The organism is Spirosoma pomorum (assembly GCF_054776615.1).
Window position 1 is genome coordinate 1 of record NZ_BAAHBP010000043.1, and the last position, 24,605, is coordinate 24,605.

Sequence of the window (24,605 nt, forward strand, 5' to 3'; positions counted from 1 at the left end):
TGCTGTATGTCTTGGTCGACACAAATATGCTCTGACTCTCAGCCTTTATGGATTTCAAAACACGCTCTTATCTTAGTTCGTACGGTCCTATCACTAAAACCAGACTCATTAGTAAGCCGCTCGTATACTATCCCTTTCAGCATTGGTCCATTAGATAGTATCTGTACTAGACGAAACTCTATTTCCACCTGGCTTATTTTTTTTGGTAAAAGCAACTCTGAATTTTTTGGTATAAAATCCATTGGTGCTACAACCAGACCTTTTACTTTATCACAGTATTGCAGGTACAAAGGATCTGGCTTAGCAGCTCCACGAAGTTTTAAGTAACGTAGTTTAACTAATGGCTTTCCATTCCCGTTACCACTGTTTTCTGTTCCAATTTGAAGAACCGCACTAGCTTTATTTGCTGCTTCAGTACCAGCATGCCCCCTGGCCTTTTCCGAACTAGGATTTTCGTGAATGACCAAGAAGAAGGTAGCGTCATAGTTTTCACACAAAGCTCCAACTATATCAAACAGTTTCATTGCTTGCCGATCATCATTGTAACTTTCAATGCAATCAGTTATTACATCAAGGAACACCACCAAATGATTGCAGGTGGATTGTCGGGCTTCGTTTACAAACGACTCGACAGCTGTCAAACGTTCTTTCCTCGCTACACTCTTAATTGAAGTAAATCTAAATGTACTAGTAACGTTATCTGAAACAGAGTTATAACCAGCTTTTTGGTATATCTCCTGAATAGCGTACGGTAATTCTTCTTTAGGACTCCGTTCAGTATCAATATAGCAAACAGAAAAAATTTCTTCGGTTGACCTAGTAAACCCTAAAAAATTACTCGATTGGCTTGTTTTCGCAATTAGCGAAGCTGCCAGTGTTTCCGCTAATCGGCTTTTGTGTTGCCCATACTTACCTTGTATAACGTTTATTGTACCTCGTCTAATAATATCCACTCCTTCCCTACTGATCAGAGCCGGACTAAATACTATCTCTCTGCTAGCAATTTGCTTTATCTGCCTCTCAGTACTCAGCAATGCTTTTAATAGTTGATCTACATTTGACACGCTACTTTCTGCTTCAGTAGTTTTGACCTTCTGCTCAGGATCTGAAGAAAAGCCGGAAGCTTTTTCAATATCAAAACTTTCCTTGCTACTAACTTTTCGAGGAAACTCAAGGTATAGACGCTTACTATCTGGATTAAAATAAATGTTTGAATCGTAAGATAATTCGCACAACTTATTTACATATTTACATGATTCATCTAACTCATTGAACGACACAGAATACGTGGTTTGTAGGTACTCCTTAATCTGGTAATAATACTCCTCATGATTACCTATCTCTTTGTAGTCAATCTTTATTACCACATTAAGTCCGTCATTTGTTGGTGTTTTGAAAAGGATATGTGTATATACATCCTTTTTTAGCGCCTCACGTAACATGCTTATGCGTTCGTCAGCCAGCTCATTAATTACAATGCACAGCAATCCGCTATGTTTTAATAGATTTTCGTTAGTTCGATCACTTTGAAACCTACCACTCCATGTAACCAACATCGACACATAAGGTAGTTTGACTTTCCTCCAACTACCTGGACGTTTAAATCCCGATGTTTGAATTTTTTCAACAGCTTTCTTTGTATTGATGTAGCCGTTAGGCTTACCATCTAATCTGTCACTACCGAATACACTTAATTGCACCTGATTACTATCGACTAGAGCAGATTGTGAAGTGTCAACGGCGTTATCCAACAGAAAACATGAAGCACTATTCATGGTTCTTACGCCCTCCTTTACGTTCGTTTGAATTGTTACGACGAGTGAGTCTTGCAGCTACCTGTTTTCTAGCTTGCTCGTCGAGTTCATTTGAGGTTGCAACACGACCATTTTTTATCCAGTCTATAAGTTCAGTACGTAAAAAATACAATCGGCCCCCATTCCCCACATGATGATATGGGATACGTCGCTCGTAAACTAGCCCATAAATGGTCGATTTTTTGAGGTCTAATAAGGTAGCAGCTTGGTTAGTGTTCAATACCTCTTCTATTGGAAGTGCTGAATTTTGGACTTGTGTAAAATTGTAGACTAACGCCTCTACTAACGAGCGAGTCTCATTTACATCTTTCTGTATCTGCTCGAAATCTATTGTCATATTCGTCGGCGTTTGTTTTAGTGCCGACGCAAAACAACTACCGCACAGCTACGACGATCAAGTTATTTAATTAAGCTGTGATATGATAGTAGTACAATTTTATTTAAAATACACAACTCATACTTGTTAAATTTATAAAAATGTCCACAGCTTGCTTAAGCGTCTACTCTGTCAGCATTACATATGTCTATGTACTCTGGTAAAGAAGAGGTATGAAAGAAGTATACAGAAACATTTTAAAATTGTAAAATAGCGACCTTATCTCATATAGTGAAACAGTGTTGACTAGAAGCCAGCGATAACTGACGTTCCCTCAGAAAAGCGTTCCAATGTAAAGTAGAGAAAATCGGGCGGTTTGGATTAACTTAAATCAAACAAATCGTCATGAAGAAAACGAAGTTCACTGAAGCACAAATCGTTTTTGCTCTCAAACAATCTGAGACTGGAGTGGACGTAGCTGAAGTATGTTGCAAAATGGGCATTAGCGAAGCTACCTTTTACAATTGGAAGAAGAAGTATGGCGGATTGGGTGTCGCCGAATTGCACCGATTACACCAGTTGGAAGAGGAAAACCGTCAGTTGAAACAGCTAGTGGCCGACCTAAGCCTAGACAAACAAATGCTTCAGAATGTGCTCAAAAAAAGCTTTGAGCCCAGTTCAGCGAAGAAAACTGGCCTCAAGCTTAATGGAAAACTATCGCGTTTCCGCCCGTCGTGCCTACGCTGTGATTCAGTTCCGTCAATCCTCCTTGCAGTTTAAGTATCGTCGTCGAGATGACTCCGTGATCCGGAAACGAATCAAATAAATTGCCCAGGTGAGGGTTCGATACGGTTATCAGCGGATTTATGTGCTATTGCGCTGGAAAGGCTGGCGTGACAACCACAAAAGGGTGTATAGGGTGTATTGTGAAGAAGGGATTGCATCTCAGAAGCAAGCGTTTCCGTCGTGATCGAGCCGTTGCCCACCGGTTAGAGCGCCCTCAACTCTCCAGTATCCATCAATGCTGGAGCATGGATTTTGTGGCTGACCAGCTTTTTGATAGGCGAAAAATCCGGACGTTAGCTATAGTCGATAATTATAGCCGTCAGTGCATAGCCATTTACGTCGGACAGTCATTAAAAGCAGAAGACGTAGTAGCAGTGATGAATCACTGAAAAATTGTAGATTTGGCTGTACCCCAACGGATTCAAGTCGACAACGGAAGCGAATTTATTTCGAAGGCACTGGACTTGTGGGCGTATGATAACGGAGTAACGCTGGATTTTTCCAGGCCTGGTAAACCGACCGACAACCCGTTTATTGAATCATTCAACGGTAGTTTTCGCGACGAGTGCCTGAACGCTCACTGGTTTTTATCATTGGAAGATGCCCGTGAAAAATCGAAGCTTGGCGACAGGACTATAATGCCTTTCGACCTCATAGTCCACTGGGTGGACTGACGCCAGATGAAGTCGGAATAGGCGTCGAAAGGGGAACAAATGGACGTCCGATCCTCAATCTTTGACCGGTACGCTTTTGGGAGGACCTCACAACTTCAAAAATGGGATAGTGCGTGGCACACCATCGGAGGTTACATGTTGCAAAGTATTTTGATTGATGGTCTACTACTTATATTTATATGATGTTTTATTACTGCTGTAGTTAGTGACCATACAAATCACTCATATTATTGATAAAATTGCTTAAATTTTCTCTTCTATACAGTAGATGGTAAATATATAACCTTTTTTTAACGAGTTACTTTCAAGAAACGAAAACATGAGGACACAACTGGTTCAAAACGATTAAAGTATTAACAATCCCTTATGTTCTAATGCTCGTAATGTTTTAAAATATCACGCGATAAAAATCTTAAATAATAGTCACCAACAATATATATTATTACATATTGTTGGTGACTATCTGTCCATTTTTTTAAATCAATTTCATTGATTGGTTACAAAACCAGATGTGTGATATTAATTAACTAGTATCACATATGACCCTTTATAAAAAAAACACATTGAACTCTTAACATTGAACAACTTATCAATGCAAGTAAGAAGAATCATACTTTATCAGTTATACTAACTCAGCAATATAAATAAGAATTAGATTAAATCTAAAAGCCCAGTTGTGTTCAATTAAATAGATAAACAAATATAATTTATGAGAAACATTGTTGGAAGTACACCAAGAGGTGATGACTTTTTACAAAGGCCTAGTTTTGTAAAGTTAGTATATAGAAAGTTAGAAGGACAATCCACTCTATATATATCAGCCCCAAGACGAGTTGGAAAGACAGCAATTTTACGCCATTTAGAAGATCACCCTAAAGAAGGATATGAATTTAAGTTTCTTATAACACAAGCGGTAAGTACACCAATAGCTTTCTACAAAAGATTACTAGAGGCAACCAAAGATTTCAAAAATGTTACACAATCGCTAATTGACTTCATTGAAATTTTAGTAAATAAAATTCACAAATTAGATTTAAAATTAGGCGGTATTGAATTTAATCAAACAGATATAGATTACTTAGATAAGTGTAGAAATATTTTCACGAACATAAATACTAATGGTATTAGGTTGGTAATCATGATAGATGAATTTCCTCAAACCGTAGAGAATATATGGAGAGAACATGGTGCGGATGAGGCTAAAAAGTTCTTATATGCAAATAGAGAATTGCAAAAAATTAAGAATGATAATATTTGTATGATATACACAGGTTCTATCGGAATACAATCACTTTGTACACGTTTAGAATCAATGGATTCTTTAAATGAATTTTCATTTCTAGAGTTAGGACCTCTAAGCCAATTAGAGGCAAAGCTCTTGTGTGAAGAAATCCTAAAAACTGCTAATGTTCCTTTTGAATCAGAAGCTATATCACACTTATTAAACATAGTTGGTTGGCTCATACCATTTCACATTCAATTATCACTACAAGAGTTAATCGATGAATATGACCACAGCGAAAGTATTATAAATAAAGACTCAGTTGATAAGGCAATTCTAAAAATTACTCATCGTAGAAACGATCCCTATTTTGAACACTATCACAATCATATAAAAAAAGCATTTCATAATGGTGAATATAAATTCATAATGAGAATATTAAACCTTTTGTCAAATAATGATTTTCTGACAGCAGAAGAAGTACATCGTATATGGTCCGAATATGACATTCCTGTTAGTCTAGAAAATATTGTTTCAATTTTAGAATATGATGGCTATGTCTATATAGATCGATCAAAGGACGAAAATCAATTACGCTTCACATCGCCTATAATTAAGTTGTGGTGGAAAAAGAACATGATTTAAATATAAACGTATGAAAAACTCTTTAAACATTAGTCTCTATAACCCACACGAACAGGGTAAAGAAAACCTAATTTCTCAGTTTGTAGTTAGAGGCAAAACCTTTAACCGAATTTTCAATGATATAAAAGACTCAAAAATGAAGTACCCCGAACAACACTACTTAATAGAAGGACAAAGGGGTATGGGAAAAACAACTTTATTATTAAGGCTAGCATATGAAGTAGAAAATAATAAAAATCTCTGCGAGTGGCTTCTTCCCATAGTTTTAAAAGAAGAGGCTTACTACTCAGTAACTAGTTTAACGAAGTTGTGGGAAGAGGTGGCAAGACATCTTTCTGATAGAATAGAGTTCGCTGAATTAATTTATGAAATAGAGAATATAGAAATTACTGAAGACAAATATGAAGAATACAGCTTTAGCTTATTAATAAAATATTTAACCAAGAACAAAAAAAAGATATTGTTACTTGTTGACAACTTAAACGAAATATTTCAGATATTTTCAGAAAAAGAAGGCCAAAGATTTAGAGAAGTATTACTTACGTGTACACACATTCGCTTTATTGGCGCTAGTAGTATAACATTAGAAGCCTTTTATAACTATAAGGAAGCTTTTTTTGATTTTTTTAAAGTAGTCTCATTAAGAGGACTGAATTATAAAGAAACTAAAGATTTAATAAATTACTTAGGTAAGAGCTACTCTCAAGAAACAAAAACAAATGAAATAATTTCTAAAGAGAGTGAGAGGTTAAACACTTTACTTCTTTTGACCGGAGGAGTAATCCGTACTATTATATTACTTTTTGAAATTTTCGTAGAACAATTAGTCGGTAACACGTTAAATGATCTAGAGAGATTGCTTGACAGAGTAACTCCCTTTTACAAACACCGCATGGATGATCTGAATCCAACTCAAAGACCGATTGTACACATAATCGCTTTGAACTGGGATGCAATGCGCATAAATGAAATATCTTCTAAAGCTAAAATTTCAGAGGAAGAAACCACAAAAATACTGTCTGAATTAGAAAAAGTTTATATAGTTGAAAGCAAGGTAGAAAAAGGTCAAAAAGATTACTATCAATTAAGAGAACGTTTCTTTAATATATGGTACCTTATGCGCATGTCAAGAAATAACAATAAAGTAATTTGGCTTGTAAAGTTTCTGGCATCCTGGTATTCAAGAAATGAAATAAAAAGGAGTGCAACAATGCATTTCAAAGCTTTGGATTTAGGCTTATTTAATCCAGAGATTGCAGCTATAGTTACTAATGCCTTAGTATTGACCGAGAAACTTGATTTTCAAACAGAGCATCAGTTAATAAGTAAAACAAGAAGTTACGTTTCTCAAAAAAATACTTCATTTTCAAATATAACTTTGATATCAGAAAAGGAGAAACTAGAACAAGCTAAAGAAAAATATTACAAGGGAGAAAAGGAAGATGCAATTAAAATGATACACACAAAAAGAGGATCTTCTGAGTCACTATTAGGGCACTTATACAATGAGGTCAATGAATTTGACAAAGCTATTGAACATTTTTCAAAAATAATTGACAAAAATAACTCGGTTAGGGCATGGAATGGATTGGCTAACTCGTATAGTTATATTAATAATTATAGCAAAGCTGAAGAGTGTTATAAAAAAGCTATTGAGATTGATAATGAATATACTGGCGCATTAGAGAATTTAGCTCTCTTATATATCAAATTAGAAAATAAAGAAAAAGCAATTGAATGCTATCAAAAAGCAACAGATATTGATAAAGACTGTATAACAGCTTGGATAAGTTTAGCTGAGTTATATTATGACACTAAAGAATACGATAAAGCAATATATAATTTCGAAAAAGCAACTCAAATAGATCACGAATATTTAGACGCATTAGAAGGTCTTGGCAGAACCTATTGTACTATAAATAACTACTCTAGAGCAGAAGACTACTATTTAAGAGCTATTGAAATCGACGATAAATATACGATAGTTTGGACAAACTTAGGAGTACTTTACTACAACGTAAAGAATTATAATGAAGCAAAAAATTGCTATTTGAATGCGATTAAGTTTGGCGGCTCAGAATCTGTTTTTGAATGGGAGAACTTAGGCAAAGTTTATTTTCAATTAAAAGACTATGATCAGGCAAAGGAGTGTTATCAAAATGCAAATAAACTTCTTCCAAATAGCATAGGTATACTATATAATCTAGGTGAAGTCAACGAAAAATTAGGAGATTATCCAGAGGCTTTAAATTATTATCTGAGAGCTGAATCTAATAGTTCAGATATCTATCCTTTAATTAAGTATAAATTATCTTGTTTGAAACTCATTAGTTATAAGAATAAAGAAAGTTGGAACAAAGCATTTGAAATATTACAAGAAGTGAGTAAACCATTATCTATTCGCATGGATTACATGAATAATGTCACAACGTCTGGTGAAGATATTTTACCATTCATAGACCAAGATAAGGTATATGTTTCTGTGATAAATTTGCCTTTTTATAATAATTACAAAATATATCGACTAAATTTAATTACTGATCAAAACATTCAATTCTACATTTTAAGTAATCTTTATAATCACTTTATTCTTAACAAAACAAATATTCCTCTTTATTCGACCAGTAGTATTGATTTTAGTATTAACCCATCTAATTTAATGAACTATATCATGTTCTTTTTTGATTGTGTTGCTGGTAGGCACGGAAAGTTTCATATTGTAAGAGATATTAATGATATTCCTTGGTGGGATGGAGTATTTATAAGTCAGGAAATAAAAGATAAAATCAGTCTAAACTTGGCGCCTCCCGAATATTTAGGTTTAACTAATGATGACTATATTATGCGTTGCTGCATGACATTTAAGGACTCTTTGTTTAGATCTACAGCTAGAGTTAGTAGAATAGATGGTATAATATCTATCATTGATGAAGAACTAATTTTAGAAAGATTACCCATCAAAGAGGTTGATCCTGATGGTGAAATAATGGACATCAATCATTATGAAAAAATAGTAGAAAGTAATCCTAATGATTACCAAGCTATCTGCTTACTAGGTGATCTATATGCTAACAATTTGCACGATTACTTTATAGCAAAAGAGTATTATATAAAAGCTATTAATATTAATCATGAGTATACTCTAGCTCAAAGGGGGTTAGGTAACGTCTACAATTCGCTGAAGAATTACAACGAAGCTAAACATTACTATCTAAACGCAATTAAGTATGGTGATCATGAATCAGCTAGCTTACTAGCTTGGATGTGTTTCGAAAATAAATTAGATAAACAGACGGCTCTTAAATACGCTTTAATGAATAACGATAATACATATTCAACGTATGTATTATCGTCAATTCTTCTTTGGAACAATCAAAGTGACAAAGCTTTAGAAAAAGCAAATAATTTTCTGCACGACGAATTATTTATACGATCAATGAAAAAGGAATTGTTAAATTATTTAATACTATTGTGCGCGAAAGGCCAGATTACATTCACACAAGAATATCTTGAGAATTCAGCCTTTCAGGTTTTAGAAAAGTACAAACCTCTCTATTATGCTGTGCTAAAGCTACTAAATCACCAAGAATTCCTGCGTATGCCTAACGAGTTAGAACAAATTGTTGATGAAATCATTGCTACAATTAAAAAAATAGAAATTGAGTATAATTAATAAACTATACTGAAAAATTAGATATACCTAATAATTAACTGGGTCTCAACAAGCCATAATTATCTTCTCTAATATTATTGATTTTTATTATATCTATATTAATGCAAGGACACTTCGAATGTACTTAGGTCGTTACAATTAATTTATTCAATTTTATTATACATGTTATCATTTAATTTGTCCTTTTAATGTTGCATAAATAGTTGAAAAGCTGAACAAATCTTGACGTTTTGGTTCACTTCGCCTAAAATATTTACATAGCTACTCACTACAAGCTTTAGGTTTTATTTGTGAAGAAACTAGAACCTTGGCAAAGGCCTTTGATAATTTTGTTTGCGATTCCGTACAATCAAGAGTTATTGGTTCTATTATGTTTTTACCTTCCAGAGCCTGCTTAAATAACTCATGTTGATTTTCTGATATACAAAAAGAAAGCTCATCGAATAGCAATTTTTGATCAGATTCTAAGAGTGAGATTGTCCTTGATATATTTTTCACTATAGAGGCGACACCATTGTTACGGTCAGGAAAGTGAATCTCCTCTAAGGTTAATATTACCCAATCTAGCGTATTTAACTTACTATCAAATGCCTCTAATAGGTCTGTAAATAAATATTTGGAGATATACTCATTCCTAGACATTTCTATAGGCTTGTTATTAACAGAATACGGAAAAACAACCCATAACCACAAATCATTTTCAAAATTTCTGAAAATAAACTTATTCTTATCGAAATCTCTTCTATGCTTTTTAGTATCTACAATTGCCTTTTTACATCTTTCTTTTATTAGTAATAAACGTTTAATAAAAGTGTTAACTTCGTTATTATTCAGAGTTGAAAATTGTGTTATTACATTTTCACTTAATTTAAAAATAAAATTATCGTAGTAACGACCACGTTCTGTTTTTGTATCATACTTAATAGCTCGTATGAGTCCCTCCTCATTCACTTTATTTTCTAAAGAAGCATCAATGACACTTAAATCAATTGAGTTTAGCTCATCTATCCATTTCGCTAAATTGTTATTAAAATCTGCTCCGCTCATCTTGTGCTAAATGATAAATTTTAATTTAATAATAACTTGTGTAAGTGAATAATATTTATCCTCATCCAATTAGAATTCTGCAAGAAGACTTTCATTTAATGAGTATAAATGAAAGTCTCCAAAAGTATAATGCTTACTATATTTAAGGTTGTTTATTAATTTAAACGATGGGCTAACTCTATATTCGAGCTAAAGCCGAAAGGAAGCTTAACTTTATCATGAAATTCCAAACAAAGGTTGCTTTGTAATATACAAAACAAAGAATTATGTGTTACTTCCTTCTAAATTACTACTACTAATAATGGTATTATATATTAGTTTCATTTTTCACCTCCGATTAATTTCTTATATTTTTTTAGACATCCCTACAGTAAGTCACTAAATATTAGTGACTTACTCTTAAAATTAAGCATATCTTTTTATTCTAACTTTTATTTTTAAAACTAATTAAGGCATTAGCATACTCTAGTTTCACCTCATCTTCAAAGCTGTCGAGGTAATTACGAGTGGTGCCTACGTTTTGATGACCAAGACTCTCGCTTATGAACTCAGCTGACGCACCTGAACGCTTCAGTATGGTTGCAAACGAGTGGCGGGCCGTATAGGTAGTTACGTCCTTCTCGACACCGACAGATGAGGCAATCAGCCGTATATAATGGTTCATGGATTTTACGAATTGCTTAATTTTAGCCAGCTCCTGCTGGGGGGTTAGGCCAGGGCTTAAAACTGGAAATATGTAGTTACTTGGCTTAGCTGGTCGTTGCCCCCACTTATTAATGATTGTTTTCACTTCCTCCGTTAATGGGATAGTAACGGGTAATGAATCGCGCTTTGTGCGTTCGGTCTTTGCTCGTACAAACCGAATGTAATTTCCATCGATATGACCGTATGTTAATCGCCCAATATCCTTTGGGTTCATACCGTTGCAAAGATAGGAGAACAACCACAGGTCCCGGTAGCGTTCTTCCTGGCAACCCTCCTTAGCAGGATAATTGTATATCTTTTCGATATCAGAAAGCGTTAGTGCTTTCTTAACGTTTCGACCAGTTGGTATCTGATAACGACGTTTAGAGAAAGGATATGCTTCACGATTAGCAATACCCTCTTCAATGGCTTGATTGTACACAGCTCGTAGATTTCTCAAATAAATGCCTACTGTCGTTAGTGAACGACCCCGTCCTATCATCCATTGCTCAAAGCCTTTTAGCCAAATAGGCGTTATAGTCCCAAATGATAAAGGTTTTTTGCTATTGTGAAAGGTCTTAAGGGCTGTTAGTGTGTCTTTGTAGGTATTAGCAGTACCTACTCTCCCCTCCTTATCAAGTCGTCGTTGATACTGCCCAATTAATTCAAGCGCATTATCTGAGCGACTGCCGATGCTCGTTGAAACGTAGCGGCTTTCAAATTCCTCGAACGTGAAAATAGGCATCGTATCAATAACCCGCTCAGCACGGTGATTGATTGCCGAAAGAGTTGCCTTCGTAGATTTAATAAAGTCTTCGCGGGGCTTGAGCGAGCTTACCTTTTTCCACTGGTCAGGCGTAAGGTTTATCTCTGTGGGATAATACCGTTGCTGACGCTGGTAGGTAATGCGAAGTTTGACCGGATACGTGCCGTCATGTTTTTGGCGACGGGTGTCAAAGTAGTAATTGGCAGTAGCACTCATGATTGCTGGTTTATGTTATAATTAGGGTGCCATTTCCTAATTAACACCCAACTCTATTTGCATACAAATTTGCATACAAATTTCCGTAATAACCCTAATCTGAACGAAAACATTTAACGTAAACAGGCCTATAAAACAGGCTATTAAAGCTTTATCTTTAATTCGCTTCGACCCGTTTCTGTATTGCACCTGACTACGGATCAGGAGGTTTGGGGTTCGAATCCCTACGAGTGCACTGAGAAAAAAGGACTTAGTTTTCAACTAAGTCCTTTTTTCGTTTTTATCGCCCACAAACTCGCCCATTTACCTGACTTTTTCTCGGCCTCCAAAGTGGTCTTTATGGCTAATTCCGGAATGGAAGAACTATCAATAATATGATTCATAGCCATGCAAAGTATCTCTGTAAGGTTAACCAGCAGAAACTCGTAGTCCGAAATGCATCATTAACTCATTGAGCAACATGAAAGTGAAACGTTGATGAGTGAGATGGCAATCTGAGATTACAGCCGACTTTTATAAATAGCACATTTAGATAGAACGTGCTATCTTGGAGAAACAGGCGTTTCGTGAGATGTTCGTCAGGTGTCAGGTAAAAAAGACCTTTCAGTTATACCGTTTCATCAAAACACGCAACGCCCTCGAGGCTGTATGGTTAACTTGAGCCATGATCGTTTTGCTAACTCACTAAGCCTGAACATGCATGAACAACGCCTGCCTTCTGATAACACTGGTTTTGCTATCTGCTGCCTTGATTAGCCAAGGTCAAAGCCCCCCTAAGCCCGCCAACACCGCCAGCCAGCAGGAGGCCATGACCCAACTCCTTGACTTTTCGCGACCAGGCCCTAACCATGCTCTTCTGGCGAGGCTTGTCGGCACCTGGGCTTTTCAAGACAAGAACTTACCCTTTGTCAAAGGCACTATTGTTCGGAAGCTCATTTACGAAGGCCGCTTTTGTGTAGTGGAGATTACGGGGGGTAAATTGCAAATACCCATCGCTGAAGGACAGATGAAACTGGAGAACTATCAGGGAATGGAAATTGAAGGGTATGCTAATGTAGCACACAAATTTGTTACGACATCGATCAATAACCACATTGGTAGCGGTATTACCAAGCAAAGCGGGGGCTACGACCCTAAAACCAACTCGTTTACCTACGATTGGGACAGTGAATTAAGACCGGGTTTGACACGTAAAAACCGGAAAGTTTTGACCGTTCTGGATGAGTTTCATTACACTGAAGAGTATTACGAGGAGCAAAATGGCACTAGTACTAGTAAGAAGGTACGGGAGTTGATTTATAGCCGAGTGCCCGTTAAGTGACTCTAGTGAGCTGATTCATCGTCCGTATGTGCAGGATGGGAGGTGGTTAAAAAAGCGTGTGAGTGCCATCGATCTGGCGCGTGTCAGGTTGTTGGTTTTGTTATTAGTCCTCGGCTCGCGTCTCACAAAATCGCTCCCTGATGAGATAAAGTGGCTTTCCCTCCCCTTCATACCCCTTTTTAGTAGCCTATGGTGAGCAAATGATCGAGGCATGCCGGCCAATCTGCTTCCACTGCCCATTTCGCTTCAACCATACATTGGTAAACCGGCGTTTAGTTGGTTGACCGGCCTTTGCTTCCAGCAGGTCATGTTTAGCCACAAACAGCTCATAGCCCATGGTAATGACCAGATTTTCCTGTACCTGCATGGATTCAATGACTCGCTCAAAGGAACTGTAATCAATTAAGCCCTGCTGCTGATTTTTGAATACGGCGGCTCGATTCTGGGCAATGGTATTGCGGGGCGTAGTGACCATAAATTCAGGGGCCCAAATTTGGGTCAGTAAGCTGGTATCGGCGGTTAAAATGCCTTTAACGCCAATCTGCTCTAAGTCTTGGATGATTTTTTCAATGTTGGCTGTAGACTGAGCTTGACTGACTAAACCCATCAACAGAAACCCATAAAGAAATAAGTATTTAAGCATGGATGACGTTTAATAAAAGCGTAAAGCGGTCAGCGGGCTAATTCCTTACAAATGAATAGGGTCTAACTGAACAGCGGTTTGGGCATTCATTTACCTAAATATGGTAGGTGAAGTACCAGCTTATGGAATTGCCTTAGTAAACGGTAAAATGAAAGTCAACTATGTTTTAAAGGGTAGTTAGCTTGTTTAAAGTAGGGCACGTCAGGCTACCTACACTTTTGTTGATCTCTTAAAAACGTTCCAATTCGAGACGACACGTTTATACTTCTGCTTCTTAATTGTGGCGTTTCTTTAAACTGATTAATCAACCTAGGATATACCCTAAAATGATTTCTTACGCAGCGTTGTGACTATTACTGCTCCTTTTCGAGCAGCTGGGTTATCTGGTAGTCAACACTGTTGACGCCATCGCCTTGGCCCACGTTGCGCGCAATCAGCTTGTGATCTGGACTGAAAAGGAGCCAAACCGGGATGCTCTTCAAGTCATACTTTTTGTCTAGTTGCATCAGCGAGTTCGGTTGATGGACTAATAATTGGGGCCAGAACATTTTTTCCTCCTGTAAAGCCCTGTGCCATCTTGGCTGCTGTTCATCAAGTGAAAGACTAACAATACTCAATTGTTGGTTTTGCTTCGAGTAAAGCGATTTAAGTTGGGGGATCTCACGCCGACAAGGACCACACCAGCTAGCCCAGAATACCACCAAGGTATATTTGGTCGGCGACAGCACGGAAGAAGTTAATTGGTTGTTTGGTGTTAGAAAAGAAACCGATCGGGGAAAACTATTGCCTGTTTGGTTCTGGTACTTCGCATAGGCAACTAGGCTCTTGTAAGTTTCCGTTTCTTGTAAAGACCCATCAAAGAGAGTTAGTAAATGAGTCAGCTCAGTATCACTGAGCGTTCCTCGGCTACGATATAACTCACCTAACAGACTAAACGAAAAAGGATATTTTTGGATTAGTTGTGCGTTCTTATCTTCTTGATTGGGGCGATTCTGTTCACTTGGTCTGAATGACAGATGCAGGAAAGCTACCTTGGTTTGGGGCCGCATTTGCGTAAACCGAAGCAAGATTGACCTCTTGTTCCATCTACGACGTAGTTTGGCAACGTACTTAATGGCTGTAGGGCTCGTGTCTAACTCTAACTGAGTGGTACCAGACTCCGCATAAAAGTAAGATTCTGTGACGTTCTTTTTAAATGGATTTGTGTAACCAAGTAGACTAAAAGGGGATTGATTGGACTCGTTGGATTTATAAATGAGAGCGACCCAGACGGGGTCTTTAGTTGATTGATCAGGCAGGGCTAGTTTAACCTTCCCATTTTTAACCCTAGCAGAGTCGATGAAATCTCTGGTATCAGCATTCCCCAGATAAATCATCTTTCCTTCCAAAAAGGAATGGTTACTCTTCAAATCTACTGTAATCTGGGCAGCTTGTTGAGCTAGCTGATTGTGGCAAGCCCATAGGAAGACAATACTTAGTATGGCTAGCACGATACTAGTGACTAGGGTAGCTTGTAGCTTCATACGGGTGTTGAATGTGTAGAGTAGGTGCCTTAGTAAAGTAGATTCTTATTGTGGTTGCTTTCCACACTCGCTTAGTGAATTTTTTTTGATTGTACTAGGTGGTCTACTTCCGCCTGGGTTCTGCTATAATGCCCAGGTTTATACATTCGTCTCAGAATAGGCTTCCCAAAGGGAGACGCACGAATATTGGCTATGTATATGCATCCTGAAATGGGGCATTTGTTTTAGATGCGACCCTTCAAGTCGGGACCGCAGCCGCGGACGGTCGCAACGGCGGCCCGTGATTTGTGTCCTTTTTTTTAATCGCATCCAATGTTCTCTTTTATCGGTTGATTCAACCCAGTTAGCCGATTACCATACTGGTGAGTAAAAAATCTTATACGTGGGCGGAGTGTCAGACTCTACACGATCTCATCATCAAAACCGATAGCCCAAGGTCAGTCCAAAGCGGGGAGTAAACCCTTTCCGGCTCATCTGTTCGGGCAGGATTGCCTTGAGAGGGGGACTGCTGGACGGTAGTTGATAGTGAAGTCCCAGAAACAAATCGACCACTACTCGCGGTGTACTTGTCTGTACACCAGCCATAGCGCCGGGCATCCAGACGTAAAGCTGCTGGATAGCCCTGACTAACTTACCGCTCGGGTCTCGAATGATAGTCCCCTGATTGTCGAACTGATAGTCGTCGAGCGTGAGCCCGGAATAGCGACCGTATACGCCTGCATAAAAGCCAGTGGGGGAAAAAGCACGCCGAGGGAAATAGTGCCGGTATTCCAATGTAACCCGCTTGTAGTGAAATAATCTCGACAAGGGGTTGTTGGCGTTGTGATATTCAAACGTTGCCGAACCGAAGCCCACCCCACCCACCAGCGATGCACGTTTGGTCAGCATCCGTTCATAAAACACAGATACATCGCCGACAATAAGACTCAGTGGGTTAATTTTTAGACTATTAGCTCGGTTGACTGCTGAGTCTGCCGTTGACTGGGCGTAGGCCCTGCACAGGCTAATGGCACTAAGTAGAACAAAAAGGGATATTTTCATTACGAAATTTGGGTGTCCGTTATGGCCTGTCACCAACAAACTGACATCCGCTATTTTTTACTGCCGTTGCCTGTTCTGCCATTGCCAGCCTGAGGGCTTCATACCGGTTGACAATATTACCAGTTTTGACAGCTCGGCAACATTAACTTTCTTTAATATCAGCTCTATCAGTTGCGTGTGTTAACCCAGCGCCAACTGCGTAATGATGCGCGTTGAACTAGCAGGTATAAGTTTGAGGAAATGCATCGTACTAGTTAGTCGAAGATGAATTCGTCTGGAAATGGGCGGTAGTCTACCCTCTTAGCCACCTTACAGGGCGGGTTGAAAAAGGAGGTAGCCATTCTCTGTTTCGGCTTAGCCTTCTAAGGACTAAGCCCGGTTACTGTAATTGAAAAAAGCGGTTTGTGGGCCTAGTCAGGTGCGATCGATACTGTCAGGTACCCAACTAGCAGCACTCTAGGGGGGGAAGTCTATTTTTCTTGGCGTACGTGCCGGTCTTTGTTCATGGACCGTATAGCTGGCTTGATAGGAATCAATCACTGCCGACCACAATTGACAAAAAATATAACGATAAGCCTTCATGTGCTAGATACCTCGTTAAAGGCTCCCAGCCGAGACAGAGGAATTACCGGGTTCTCAATCCGGGCGTTTTAGGTCAAAGCCCTAATTTGTCCATTAATGGTTTTTCATACTCGCCGTCCTCGGCGGGGTAGCGCAACACCGACTCAAACCGGCCTGATTCTTTGGCTAAAGCCCAAGTCAAGCTCTCGCCGGCTGGAATCGGGGTGGGTACCGCGGTATAGATCTGGTCTGTATAGGCTTGATCGGCATCGATAACTTCCCAACCGTTGGCAGTAAAATGCTTGATCAAATCGTCAAGGAAAAGGGCAGCGGCCAAATTATGATGCAGTAGCAGCACGTGGTTGATGCGCCGTTTGGTTAGCTGATAGGCCAACGAATCATAGTAAAGAGCCCGGTTCAATAAGTGATTCTTATAATAAGTTCTGTAGCCGCTTAGATTCGCGTGGGGGTTTTCTGTTAGACGCTCGCGCAAGCGAGCGTCAATGTACCAATCGGAAGCGTCGATGGTAACATGACCGTTTCTATAGCCTTTCTGCTTCATAAAGGCTCTAAACCCGTCCACTTTTTCTTTCGTATCGCCTTCCTTGAGGTAGGGAAATCGAAAGTAAGGGGCGTAATTGGTATACCCCTTAATGATGCGGTCATTCTTTATTAGTTCAAGTTTGAAATCATCCAGACAGACCTGCTTATCCGAAAAGTTAATATGTGAGAAGGTATGATTGGCGATTAGATGCCCCGCCTTGTTCCAAGAGTTTAGCACGTATTTCCCTTTAGGGCCAGACTTGTTGACACCCGCCGAAAATAAGATTGCCTTGAGCTTGTTTTTTGTCAGATGGTCCAGCAGCAGTTGATTCCATCTTTCGAGCTTGTATTGGCCAAAATCATCGATTGAGCCGTCATCAAAGGTAAAAGATATCTTGGGCTTGAGGGCTTGAGTCGGTTGAGGCTGCAACGTTAGATCAACCGGATTTCTTAGGCCGCAAGCCGTTGCTAGAAGTAGGAGTATAAAGGGTTTTGTCATAGTGATGCCGTTCTACCGTTTCGAAGAAAGGCAGTTTATAGAAACGGGTCAACTAGTCAAGCTTCAATACTAGCAAAAAGCAGCAATTTGTCTGTTTTCAAAGGAGTTATATAACTTCTCACGAAAGGCTCCTGCTTGAGAATATAAGAGATTTTGTAATCAGTTGTTCAGGCGTTTATTGAGTTAGTATTCTCTACCCCGGCCTATGCTGATATATACCGTTGCCCAATCTAGACCATACCAGAGTCCAATCGATGGGAACTAGTCTCAAGGAAACACCTTGGCAACCGATAGGCAATGTCGCTGACCTATTCTCATCAACAGGCCAACTGGGACTATTTATTCGGAGTCGAACTTGTCAATGCAAAAAGGACCACTTCAGATTTGCTTCATATTTGACGACGAAACTTGTGGGTAAATCTTGCCGCTAATGAAACGACTTATTCTTTTTGGCCTACTCTTTTTCGTCATATCAGCGGTCTTTGGTCAGTCCAATCGCCTGATTCGGATTGACGATGGTACTACGCACCAACCCATTATCGGAGCAACCATTCGGACACCCTCCTCGGTGAAGCCAGTTGTAGGTGCTGTAACTGACGTTAACGGGATAGCCACTATGCCCGCTATACCCGTCAGCGTAACGGCGCTAATCGTCACTGCTGTTGGGTATGCAACCGAATCGTTTCCCCTTACACCCGGTAGCGATACACTCGTTTTCAGGCTCCAGAGTCAGAATGAAACATTGGACGAAGTGACCGTGACGTCCACTCGGACCAACTCACGCATCGAGGATTTACCCATTAAAGTGGAGGTGCTGGGCCAGGAAGATATGAATGAAGAAAGTGCGGTTGTACCAGGCAATATCAGTAGTATCCTGGGCGATATTTCCATCATTCATGTGCAGCGGACGTCAGCCGTGAACGGTAACCAAGCCATTCGCATGCAGGGACTCGATCCGAAATACACCCAGATTTTGCGGGACGGCTTACCGCTTTATGAAGGGTTTTCAGGAAATCTGGGCGTTTTACAGATTCCACCACTGGATTTGAAGCAGATCGAAGTAGTGAAAGGCTCCGTGTCAACACTCTATGGCGGAGGGGCTATTGGCGGGATGATCAATATCGTCTCTAAATCACCCACCTCGGATACTCCCGAATTTACGGCGCTACTGAACCGGTCTAATCTGAATGAAACGAACCTGAATGCGTATTATTCGCAGCGCTATGGGAAGGCGGGTCTGACGCTTTTCTCGGGGTATACGGATCAGAAGGCTGTGGACGTGACGGGCGACGGGTTTACGGATAGTCCCGGCATCAAGCAGTTTAATTTTCACCCCAAGTTTTTCTGGAACCCAGGCCATAACACCAAGCTGGATATTGGGTATGCTTTCACGACCGAACATCGGACGGGTGGTTATTTGCCTGCTCTTGAGGGGGCGGAGCCTAATTCGTATAAAAACATAACCGACCTGCAACGCCACACCATTGATATCAACGCCAGCCACAACACCTCGGAAACCAATTTGCTGACCCTCAAAGGCGCAATTAGTACCTTCCACCGGCAGAACACGGATTATCAGAAACTATCCGACGGTCGTCAATCATCCATTTATCTGGAAGCGAATGATCTGATCCGCTTCGGTAAACACCAACTCATCGTGGGCGCAAACCTGACGGTCGAAGCCTTCCGTAAGAACCCTGACAGTACCCGGCTTGTGGATTACACCTATATGACGACGGGCGGGTTTGTGCAGGACGATTGGCAGGCCGGCGAAAAGGTTGCGATCCAGGCGGGTCTGCGAGTTGATCACCACAATACGTTTGGTAGTTTTCTGCTGCCCCGTCTATCCATAAAACTCAAACCGTCTGATCCCTGGACAGTACGGCTAAGCGTGGGAACGGGTTACAAAACCCCGAACCTATTTGTCAACCAAACGCCCGGCGCACTGAATGTGAGTTTGCTATTACCAAGGTTGCTACCAATTGACGTAGCGAACGTAAAAGCCGAACGGTCGGTTGGCACTAACATCGATATTGCGTATGCCAAAACCTTTCCGAGTGGTTTCTCAGTGCAGGTCGATCAGGCGCTTTATTACACCGTTGTCAACTCACCCGTAGTGTCTGCGTTTGCCAGTCTGTCGAGCAACCTGGGAGCCTACACGCAGCTGATCAATGCGCCTTACAATCTGTTCAGCGTGGGAACCGACACTTACGTTCGACTCGAATACAGCGCGTATGAGTTGTATGTTGGTTATAACCATACGCTCGCCCGGCGCAACGGACCTACTGATAATACGTACCTACCTCTAGCTCCCCAGGACAAGTTCTCTACCACACTGGCCTGGGAAAATGAGCATTTCCGGTTTGGGGTCGAAGCCAGCTACGTAGGTACGCAGTATCTCTACAACAATCAGAAAGTACCCAACTATACCTTCTTTGCCGCAGCAGCTGAATACCATTACAACGACCACTGGCGGTTGGTACTCAATGGGGAGAACATTTTCAATGTAAAACAGGCGAATTACGAAACGGTTGTACTCGGTGCCAACCCAACCGGGCAACCTACGTTCCGGCCTGTCTGGGCACCACTGGAGGGGCGAATCGTGAATCTGGCACTGAAATTCACGCTGTAAGCACAAGGGTACAGTAGACGAAACGGGCTCCTGAAGCGATGATCTTCAGGAGCCCGTTTCGTCTACTGTACCCTTGTGAGGAAGAAAGCAGAAATACTACATAGCAAATTTTTCCAGTTTCCCTTTCCGGAAGACGTAGGCTTCGTAGGTATGTTTCCCAATGCCAAATACTTCCTCCAGGACAACTTTATCAGCCCCGCGACTGATCCTGGCTACGTCAACTTGCTTGTTTTTAGGAAGTTCCTGGAACGGGATAGTATGTTCAAATTCAAAGCCTTCATCATATTCAAATTCGAGCGAAAAAAGTTTATTTCGCCACTGAAGTTGTGTGGTCATGCCGTTGGCAAGCGGAGAATAGGCAATAGCCACCGACGATCTCGTCACGACCTGACCAGCCGCTTCCGTAAATAAACTCAGTCCTGAAACAACCATGGCCGTATAGCCCACCCGTCGGAAAAGACGTTCGCTTAGGCGAGGTAGTACCCACTTCATACCCCAGGAAGAGAACATGGCTGCTACGGCAATCACCGCCCCTAGCGTGAACGCCTGGTCAGTCAATAACCCAAATGAAGCGTACAAGACCAGTTTCACCGTGTGTAGCATGACTTCGTTAGCCGCCCGGGTAGCCACAATCTCTTCTTTTGTCATCCCATAACGTAAATAAAATCGGTTAAATAGCAGGCCCACGGCGCCCGTCAGGCCCGACACAAACCCCGCGCTTAAGCCAATCAGGGCCAGGTAGCTGTTGGGGAGCGGATTGATGTCTTCCCGTTCTTTGCTAGAGCGAAAAATTAACGGTAGGTTGGCCATTAAAAATAAGCCCATCAACAACTCCAGATAGAGCGGGTTGACATAGGTTAGTAGCTTAGCACCCAGCCAAACCGCCGGTAGGGCGGGCGGAACAAACCAAACGACTACGTTCCAGCGGATACAGGACCAGAAGGCGATGATCCGGGAAACAGAGCTGGATAACGTACCAATCGACAGCGCTGCCGGAACCTGAGCCCCCGGTAGCAGGGATCCTAATACGGGTATTAGTAAAAGACCAGCTCCACCGCCACAAACCGCACTAAGTGAAAATGCCAACAGAGCACAAACAAACAGGAACAAACCAGATAAGAACATGAACTAGATTGGTTCGTAAAGAAAAGCCCGATGTTAGACATCATCGGGTGCGTAGTCATTCTGAAAAATATCGGTATTAAACAGGAGAAGGCAAACTAACAGGCAAATGCTGACGAGCCGTTGTAACTGGCGAACTCACAGAATCAGCACCAGTGTGCCCCCAATGATCAGTAAGGCACCAATAGCTGCTTTCCAGGTTAGCACTTCACCCAGAAAAACCACCGATAACAGAATAGCGATGGCTACACTCAGTTTATCAACGGGGGCTACCTGCGACACTTTACCCAGTTGTAAGGCTTTAAAATAGAATATCCACGAGAGACCCGTGGCTACGCCAGACAAAAGCAGAAAAGTCCAGTTCTGTCTCGACAGCATGGGCAATGCCTCAATGCCGCCCCGCCAGAATACAAGCCCCCAGGCCACAATCAGGATGACAACCGTACGAATGGCCGTTGCCAGATCCGTATTGACGCCTTTGATGCCGATTTTGGCTAGTATGGCTGTCAACGCAGCAAAAAGGGCCGATAATAGAGCGTAAATCCACCACATACGTTTATAGGTAATAACGAGTCAGGATGTCAGCGGGTGCGCAGGTAGCCGTGATGTGACTCACCTCGCCATTTTCAGCCGTAACGTACCGAACATGAATAATCAGTTTATATCCCGTGAGGGAAAGCGTTAAGTCCTAGCTAGTTTATAGGGGTGTGGGTGAGCCTGACTTATACGATGTAAACTAAATGGGCAAACCTAAAGAGAATCTGTAGCTGGTTCGATAATCCGAAGTCTGGCGGGCTGAAACGTCAGCTTCAAAATACATTCAGTTTTGACCCTGTACATTAGGGGAATAACCCGTTGAGTTACTTATGAAAATTTTATTGATTGAAGACGAACCCGCGCTGTTAGCTGCCATGCGGCACTATCTGGAGGGTGAGCAATACAACGTATCAACGGCCAGCAACCTCCGTAAAGCCTCCGAAATGGTTCATGATTATGTCTACGATTGTGTTATTGTGGACATCACGCTGCCCGATGGTAACGGATTGGCCATCGTGAACGAGTTGAAAGCCGCGCATTCGCAGGCCGGCATCATCATTGTATCGGCCAAAAATTCGCTGGATGACAAGCTCAATGGGCTCGACTTGGGGGCCGATGATTATCTGACAAAACCATTTCACTTGCCGGAATTGAACGCCCGTATCCGCTCGCTGATGCGACGGCGCCTGCATCAGGGCGAAACGCAACTCTGTTTCGGGGAGATTACAATTGTGCCGAACCGTAAACACGTACTAATCGCCAATCACCCCGTGGACTTAACCGGGAAAGAGTACGAACTACTGTTATTTTTGGTCACCAACAAGAATCGATTACTCTCCAAAGCGGCTATCGTCGAACACGTGTGGGGTGACTACATGGATGGGATCGACTCCCACGATTTTCTGTATACCCACGTTCGAAACCTACGCCGGAAACTACTAGAAGCGGGCTGCCCGGATTACATTACAACCCGTTACGGAGCCGGTTATATTTTTACCGCAGGCCAATGAAACTACTTCATAAAACAACACTTTACCTCCTGCTGGCCGCTCTGCCCATTTCGCTCGGGGGTGTTTTTCTACTACATTCCTTTATTCACCGCTACATCCGGCACGAGATTGATGAATTGCTGGCCAGTGAACTCATCCAGGTAAAAGAGCAACTACGCCAGCACCCAGCCGATGCCGCCGACCTACCGGGCTGGGATCCCAATGTGCGGATCAGGCTGACGAGGTTGCCCCTATCAGCACCTTCCGTTTATTTCGACACGACTACCTTCCTACCAGGCGAAAAAGAGCCAGAACATATCCGAATACTCCGGACAACGTATACGTTCAGAAACCGGAATTACGAGATTACTCTTAAACAATCGTATCTGGAGTTTGATGAAATTGCCAATGCCTTGTCGGTTGGTGTTATCGTTTGTTTTCTGGTTTTCGTACTGCTGCTAATTATTGCCGACATACTGGTAACCCGCCGGATCTGGCACCCCTTTTACGGCATCATCGATCAGTTACATCAATACCGGATTGATGGGCCCGATGACGCTACATTCCCCGTCAGTAACGTAGAGGAGTTTACGCTGCTGAGTCAGTCGCTCGAGGAGATGAGTCGCCGAAGTCGCCATCAATACGTTCAGCAAAAGCAATTTACTGATCATGCATCGCATGAGATGCAGACACCGTTGAGCGTATTATCCTTTGAGTTAGATCTGCTTCAACAGTCGGAGCGGCTAGAGGAAGCCGACCTAGATCGAATTCAACGCGCGCAGCAGGAAATCAGGCGACTTTCGGCCATGAATCAGTCCTTATTGCTGCTGGCAAAAATCGACAATCACCAGTTTGCCCAGAATGAATCGGTGAACATCGGTGAACTAGTCACTCAGTTAATAGACAATTACACCGATTTTGGGGCCCACCGGGGCATTACCATTACCCGTGTTATTCATGAGAAGACATATCGATTGATAAATCGGCAACTGGCGGAGGTACTCTTTTCTAATTTGATCAAAAACGCCTTTCGGCACGGGGACGCCAATAGTCCTGTTTTTTTTCAGGTTAGTTCTACCCAATTTGTGGTTACCAACGAAGGGGATCCTTTGCCTTTTCCGGAAGACCAGATTTTCGGTCGGTTTGTTCGCAACCAAAGCCAGACCCAGTCCACCGGACTGGGTCTGGCTTTGGTGCGAGAGATCGCTGATCAGTATGGCATGCGGGTTCATTATACTTATGTATCCGGGATGCGTCGCCACGTGCTCCAGGTCGATCTTTAGAACGTGTTGGGGAATTATGTTTGGTGCTGAGCCTGACCACGTTGTAACATAATCTGAATGTTGGCTAA

General features: G+C 41.4%; 16 protein-coding genes and 1 pseudogene. 7 read left to right on the plus strand and 10 right to left on the minus strand.

The window, feature by feature from the left end; all coding sequences use genetic code 11:
- Positions 1-38: 38 nt before the first annotated feature.
- Together ACYVAD_RS26040 and ACYVAD_RS26045 are read right to left on the minus strand one after the other, a co-directional pair.
- Entirely contained in the window at positions 39-1,775 is a 1,737-nt protein-coding gene (locus ACYVAD_RS26040; RefSeq protein ID WP_461142490.1) for a BT4734/BF3469 family protein, read from the minus strand.
- Positions 1,768-2,151, minus strand: a complete 384-nt coding sequence (locus tag ACYVAD_RS26045) for a helix-turn-helix domain-containing protein (protein WP_461142491.1) — start codon at positions 2,149-2,151, stop codon at positions 1,768-1,770. The genes ACYVAD_RS26040 and ACYVAD_RS26045 overlap by 8 nt, the downstream gene beginning before the upstream one ends.
- Positions 2,152-2,535: 384 nt before the next feature.
- On the opposite strand from ACYVAD_RS26045, the pseudogene ACYVAD_RS26050 reads away from it, so the two are divergent.
- The 3 genes and pseudogenes from ACYVAD_RS26050 (at position 2,536) to ACYVAD_RS26060 (ending at position 9,130) form a co-directional block, all read left to right on the plus strand.
- A pseudogene (locus tag ACYVAD_RS26050) lies at positions 2,536-3,655 on the plus strand (IS3 family transposase).
- A gap of 644 nt (positions 3,656-4,299) precedes the next feature.
- Positions 4,300-5,457: an ATP-binding protein gene (locus ACYVAD_RS26055; protein WP_461142492.1), complete on the plus strand. Its 1,158-nt coding sequence runs from the start codon at positions 4,300-4,302 to the stop codon at positions 5,455-5,457.
- Positions 5,458-5,467: 10 nt separating this feature from the next.
- Complete coding sequence (locus tag ACYVAD_RS26060; protein WP_461142493.1) at positions 5,468-9,130, plus strand: tetratricopeptide repeat protein; 3,663 nt, start codon at positions 5,468-5,470, stop codon at positions 9,128-9,130.
- 261 nt (positions 9,131-9,391) lie between these two features.
- Here the strand turns inward: ACYVAD_RS26060 and ACYVAD_RS26065 are convergent, their stop codons facing one another.
- Positions 9,392-10,177 carry a hypothetical protein gene (locus ACYVAD_RS26065; RefSeq protein ID WP_461142494.1) on the minus strand — a complete coding sequence of 262 codons (786 nt, stop codon included), beginning with the start codon at positions 10,175-10,177 and terminating at the stop codon, positions 9,392-9,394.
- Between the two features lie 424 nt (positions 10,178-10,601).
- Positions 10,602-11,843 carry a phage integrase SAM-like domain-containing protein gene (locus tag ACYVAD_RS26070; RefSeq protein WP_461142495.1) on the minus strand — a complete coding sequence of 414 codons (1,242 nt, stop codon included), beginning with the start codon at positions 11,841-11,843 and terminating at the stop codon, positions 10,602-10,604.
- Positions 11,844-12,543: 700 nt separating this feature from the next.
- Between ACYVAD_RS26070 and ACYVAD_RS26075 the strand changes: the two genes are divergently transcribed.
- Positions 12,544-13,164, plus strand: a complete 621-nt coding sequence (locus ACYVAD_RS26075) for a DUF1579 family protein (protein ID WP_461142496.1) — start codon at positions 12,544-12,546, stop codon at positions 13,162-13,164.
- A 187-nt stretch (positions 13,165-13,351) separates the two neighbouring features.
- On the opposite strand, the gene ACYVAD_RS26080 is transcribed toward ACYVAD_RS26075, so the two are convergent.
- The 4 genes from ACYVAD_RS26080 to ACYVAD_RS26095 all read right to left on the minus strand — a co-directional run bounded on the left by ACYVAD_RS26080 (position 13,352) and on the right by ACYVAD_RS26095 (position 17,974).
- Positions 13,352-13,807: a nuclear transport factor 2 family protein gene (locus tag ACYVAD_RS26080; RefSeq protein WP_461142497.1), complete on the minus strand. Its 456-nt coding sequence runs from the start codon at positions 13,805-13,807 to the stop codon at positions 13,352-13,354.
- Between the two features lie 353 nt (positions 13,808-14,160).
- Positions 14,161-15,330, minus strand: coding sequence for a TlpA family protein disulfide reductase (locus tag ACYVAD_RS26085; RefSeq protein ID WP_461142498.1), 1,170 nt, complete (start codon positions 15,328-15,330; stop codon positions 14,161-14,163).
- A 417-nt stretch (positions 15,331-15,747) separates the two neighbouring features.
- Positions 15,748-16,371, minus strand: a complete 624-nt coding sequence (locus ACYVAD_RS26090) for a hypothetical protein (protein ID WP_461142499.1) — start codon at positions 16,369-16,371, stop codon at positions 15,748-15,750.
- Positions 16,372-17,026: 655 nt separating this feature from the next.
- The gene (locus ACYVAD_RS26095) at positions 17,027-17,974 is read right to left on the minus strand and encodes a polysaccharide deacetylase family protein (protein WP_461142500.1); all 948 of its coding nucleotides are present in this window, start codon (positions 17,972-17,974) and stop codon (positions 17,027-17,029) included.
- A 430-nt stretch (positions 17,975-18,404) separates the two neighbouring features.
- Between ACYVAD_RS26095 and ACYVAD_RS26100 the strand changes: the two genes are divergently transcribed.
- On the plus strand, positions 18,405-20,606 hold the full coding sequence (locus tag ACYVAD_RS26100) for a TonB-dependent receptor (protein ID WP_461142501.1): 2,202 nt from the start codon (positions 18,405-18,407) through the stop codon (positions 20,604-20,606).
- 96 nt (positions 20,607-20,702) lie between these two features.
- Here the strand turns inward: ACYVAD_RS26100 and ACYVAD_RS26105 are convergent, their stop codons facing one another.
- Both ACYVAD_RS26105 and ACYVAD_RS26110 read right to left on the minus strand, forming a co-directional pair.
- Positions 20,703-21,731 carry a sulfite exporter TauE/SafE family protein gene (locus tag ACYVAD_RS26105; RefSeq protein WP_461142502.1) on the minus strand — a complete coding sequence of 343 codons (1,029 nt, stop codon included), beginning with the start codon at positions 21,729-21,731 and terminating at the stop codon, positions 20,703-20,705.
- 135 nt (positions 21,732-21,866) lie between these two features.
- A complete protein-coding gene (locus tag ACYVAD_RS26110; protein ID WP_461142503.1) occupies positions 21,867-22,280 on the minus strand; it encodes an EamA family transporter in 414 nt (137 codons plus the stop codon).
- 314 nt (positions 22,281-22,594) lie between these two features.
- On the opposite strand from ACYVAD_RS26110, the gene ACYVAD_RS26115 reads away from it, so the two are divergent.
- Complete coding sequence (locus tag ACYVAD_RS26115; protein ID WP_461142504.1) at positions 22,595-23,275, plus strand: response regulator transcription factor; 681 nt, start codon at positions 22,595-22,597, stop codon at positions 23,273-23,275.
- The gene (locus ACYVAD_RS26120) at positions 23,272-24,537 is read left to right on the plus strand and encodes a sensor histidine kinase (protein WP_461142505.1); all 1,266 of its coding nucleotides are present in this window, start codon (positions 23,272-23,274) and stop codon (positions 24,535-24,537) included. Before ACYVAD_RS26115 ends, ACYVAD_RS26120 begins: the two co-directional genes overlap by 4 nt.
- Positions 24,538-24,605: the final 68 nt, after the last annotated feature.

Coding starts and splice junctions, on each gene's coding strand:
- ACYVAD_RS26040 (WP_461142490.1), bottom strand. CDS start 1,775: ATGAATAGTGCTTCATGTTTTCTGTTGGATAACGCCGTTGACACTTCA.
- ACYVAD_RS26045 (WP_461142491.1), bottom strand. CDS start 2,151: ATGACAATAGATTTCGAGCAGATACAGAAAGATGTAAATGAGACTCGC.
- ACYVAD_RS26075 (WP_461142496.1), top strand. CDS start 12,544: ATGAACAACGCCTGCCTTCTGATAACACTGGTTTTGCTATCTGCTGCC.
- ACYVAD_RS26085 (WP_461142498.1), bottom strand. CDS start 15,330: ATGAAGCTACAAGCTACCCTAGTCACTAGTATCGTGCTAGCCATACTA.
- ACYVAD_RS26070 (WP_461142495.1), bottom strand. CDS start 11,843: ATGAGTGCTACTGCCAATTACTACTTTGACACCCGTCGCCAAAAACAT.
- ACYVAD_RS26080 (WP_461142497.1), bottom strand. CDS start 13,807: ATGCTTAAATACTTATTTCTTTATGGGTTTCTGTTGATGGGTTTAGTC.
- ACYVAD_RS26055 (WP_461142492.1), top strand. CDS start 4,300: ATGAGAAACATTGTTGGAAGTACACCAAGAGGTGATGACTTTTTACAA.
- ACYVAD_RS26060 (WP_461142493.1), top strand. CDS start 5,468: ATGAAAAACTCTTTAAACATTAGTCTCTATAACCCACACGAACAGGGT.
- ACYVAD_RS26105 (WP_461142502.1), bottom strand. CDS start 21,731: ATGTTCTTATCTGGTTTGTTCCTGTTTGTTTGTGCTCTGTTGGCATTT.
- ACYVAD_RS26065 (WP_461142494.1), bottom strand. CDS start 10,177: ATGAGCGGAGCAGATTTTAATAACAATTTAGCGAAATGGATAGATGAG.
- ACYVAD_RS26120 (WP_461142505.1), top strand. CDS start 23,272: ATGAAACTACTTCATAAAACAACACTTTACCTCCTGCTGGCCGCTCTG.
- ACYVAD_RS26090 (WP_461142499.1), bottom strand. CDS start 16,371: ATGAAAATATCCCTTTTTGTTCTACTTAGTGCCATTAGCCTGTGCAGG.
- ACYVAD_RS26115 (WP_461142504.1), top strand. CDS start 22,595: ATGAAAATTTTATTGATTGAAGACGAACCCGCGCTGTTAGCTGCCATG.
- ACYVAD_RS26110 (WP_461142503.1), bottom strand. CDS start 22,280: ATGTGGTGGATTTACGCTCTATTATCGGCCCTTTTTGCTGCGTTGACA.
- ACYVAD_RS26095 (WP_461142500.1), bottom strand. CDS start 17,974: ATGACAAAACCCTTTATACTCCTACTTCTAGCAACGGCTTGCGGCCTA.
- ACYVAD_RS26100 (WP_461142501.1), top strand. CDS start 18,405: ATGAAACGACTTATTCTTTTTGGCCTACTCTTTTTCGTCATATCAGCG.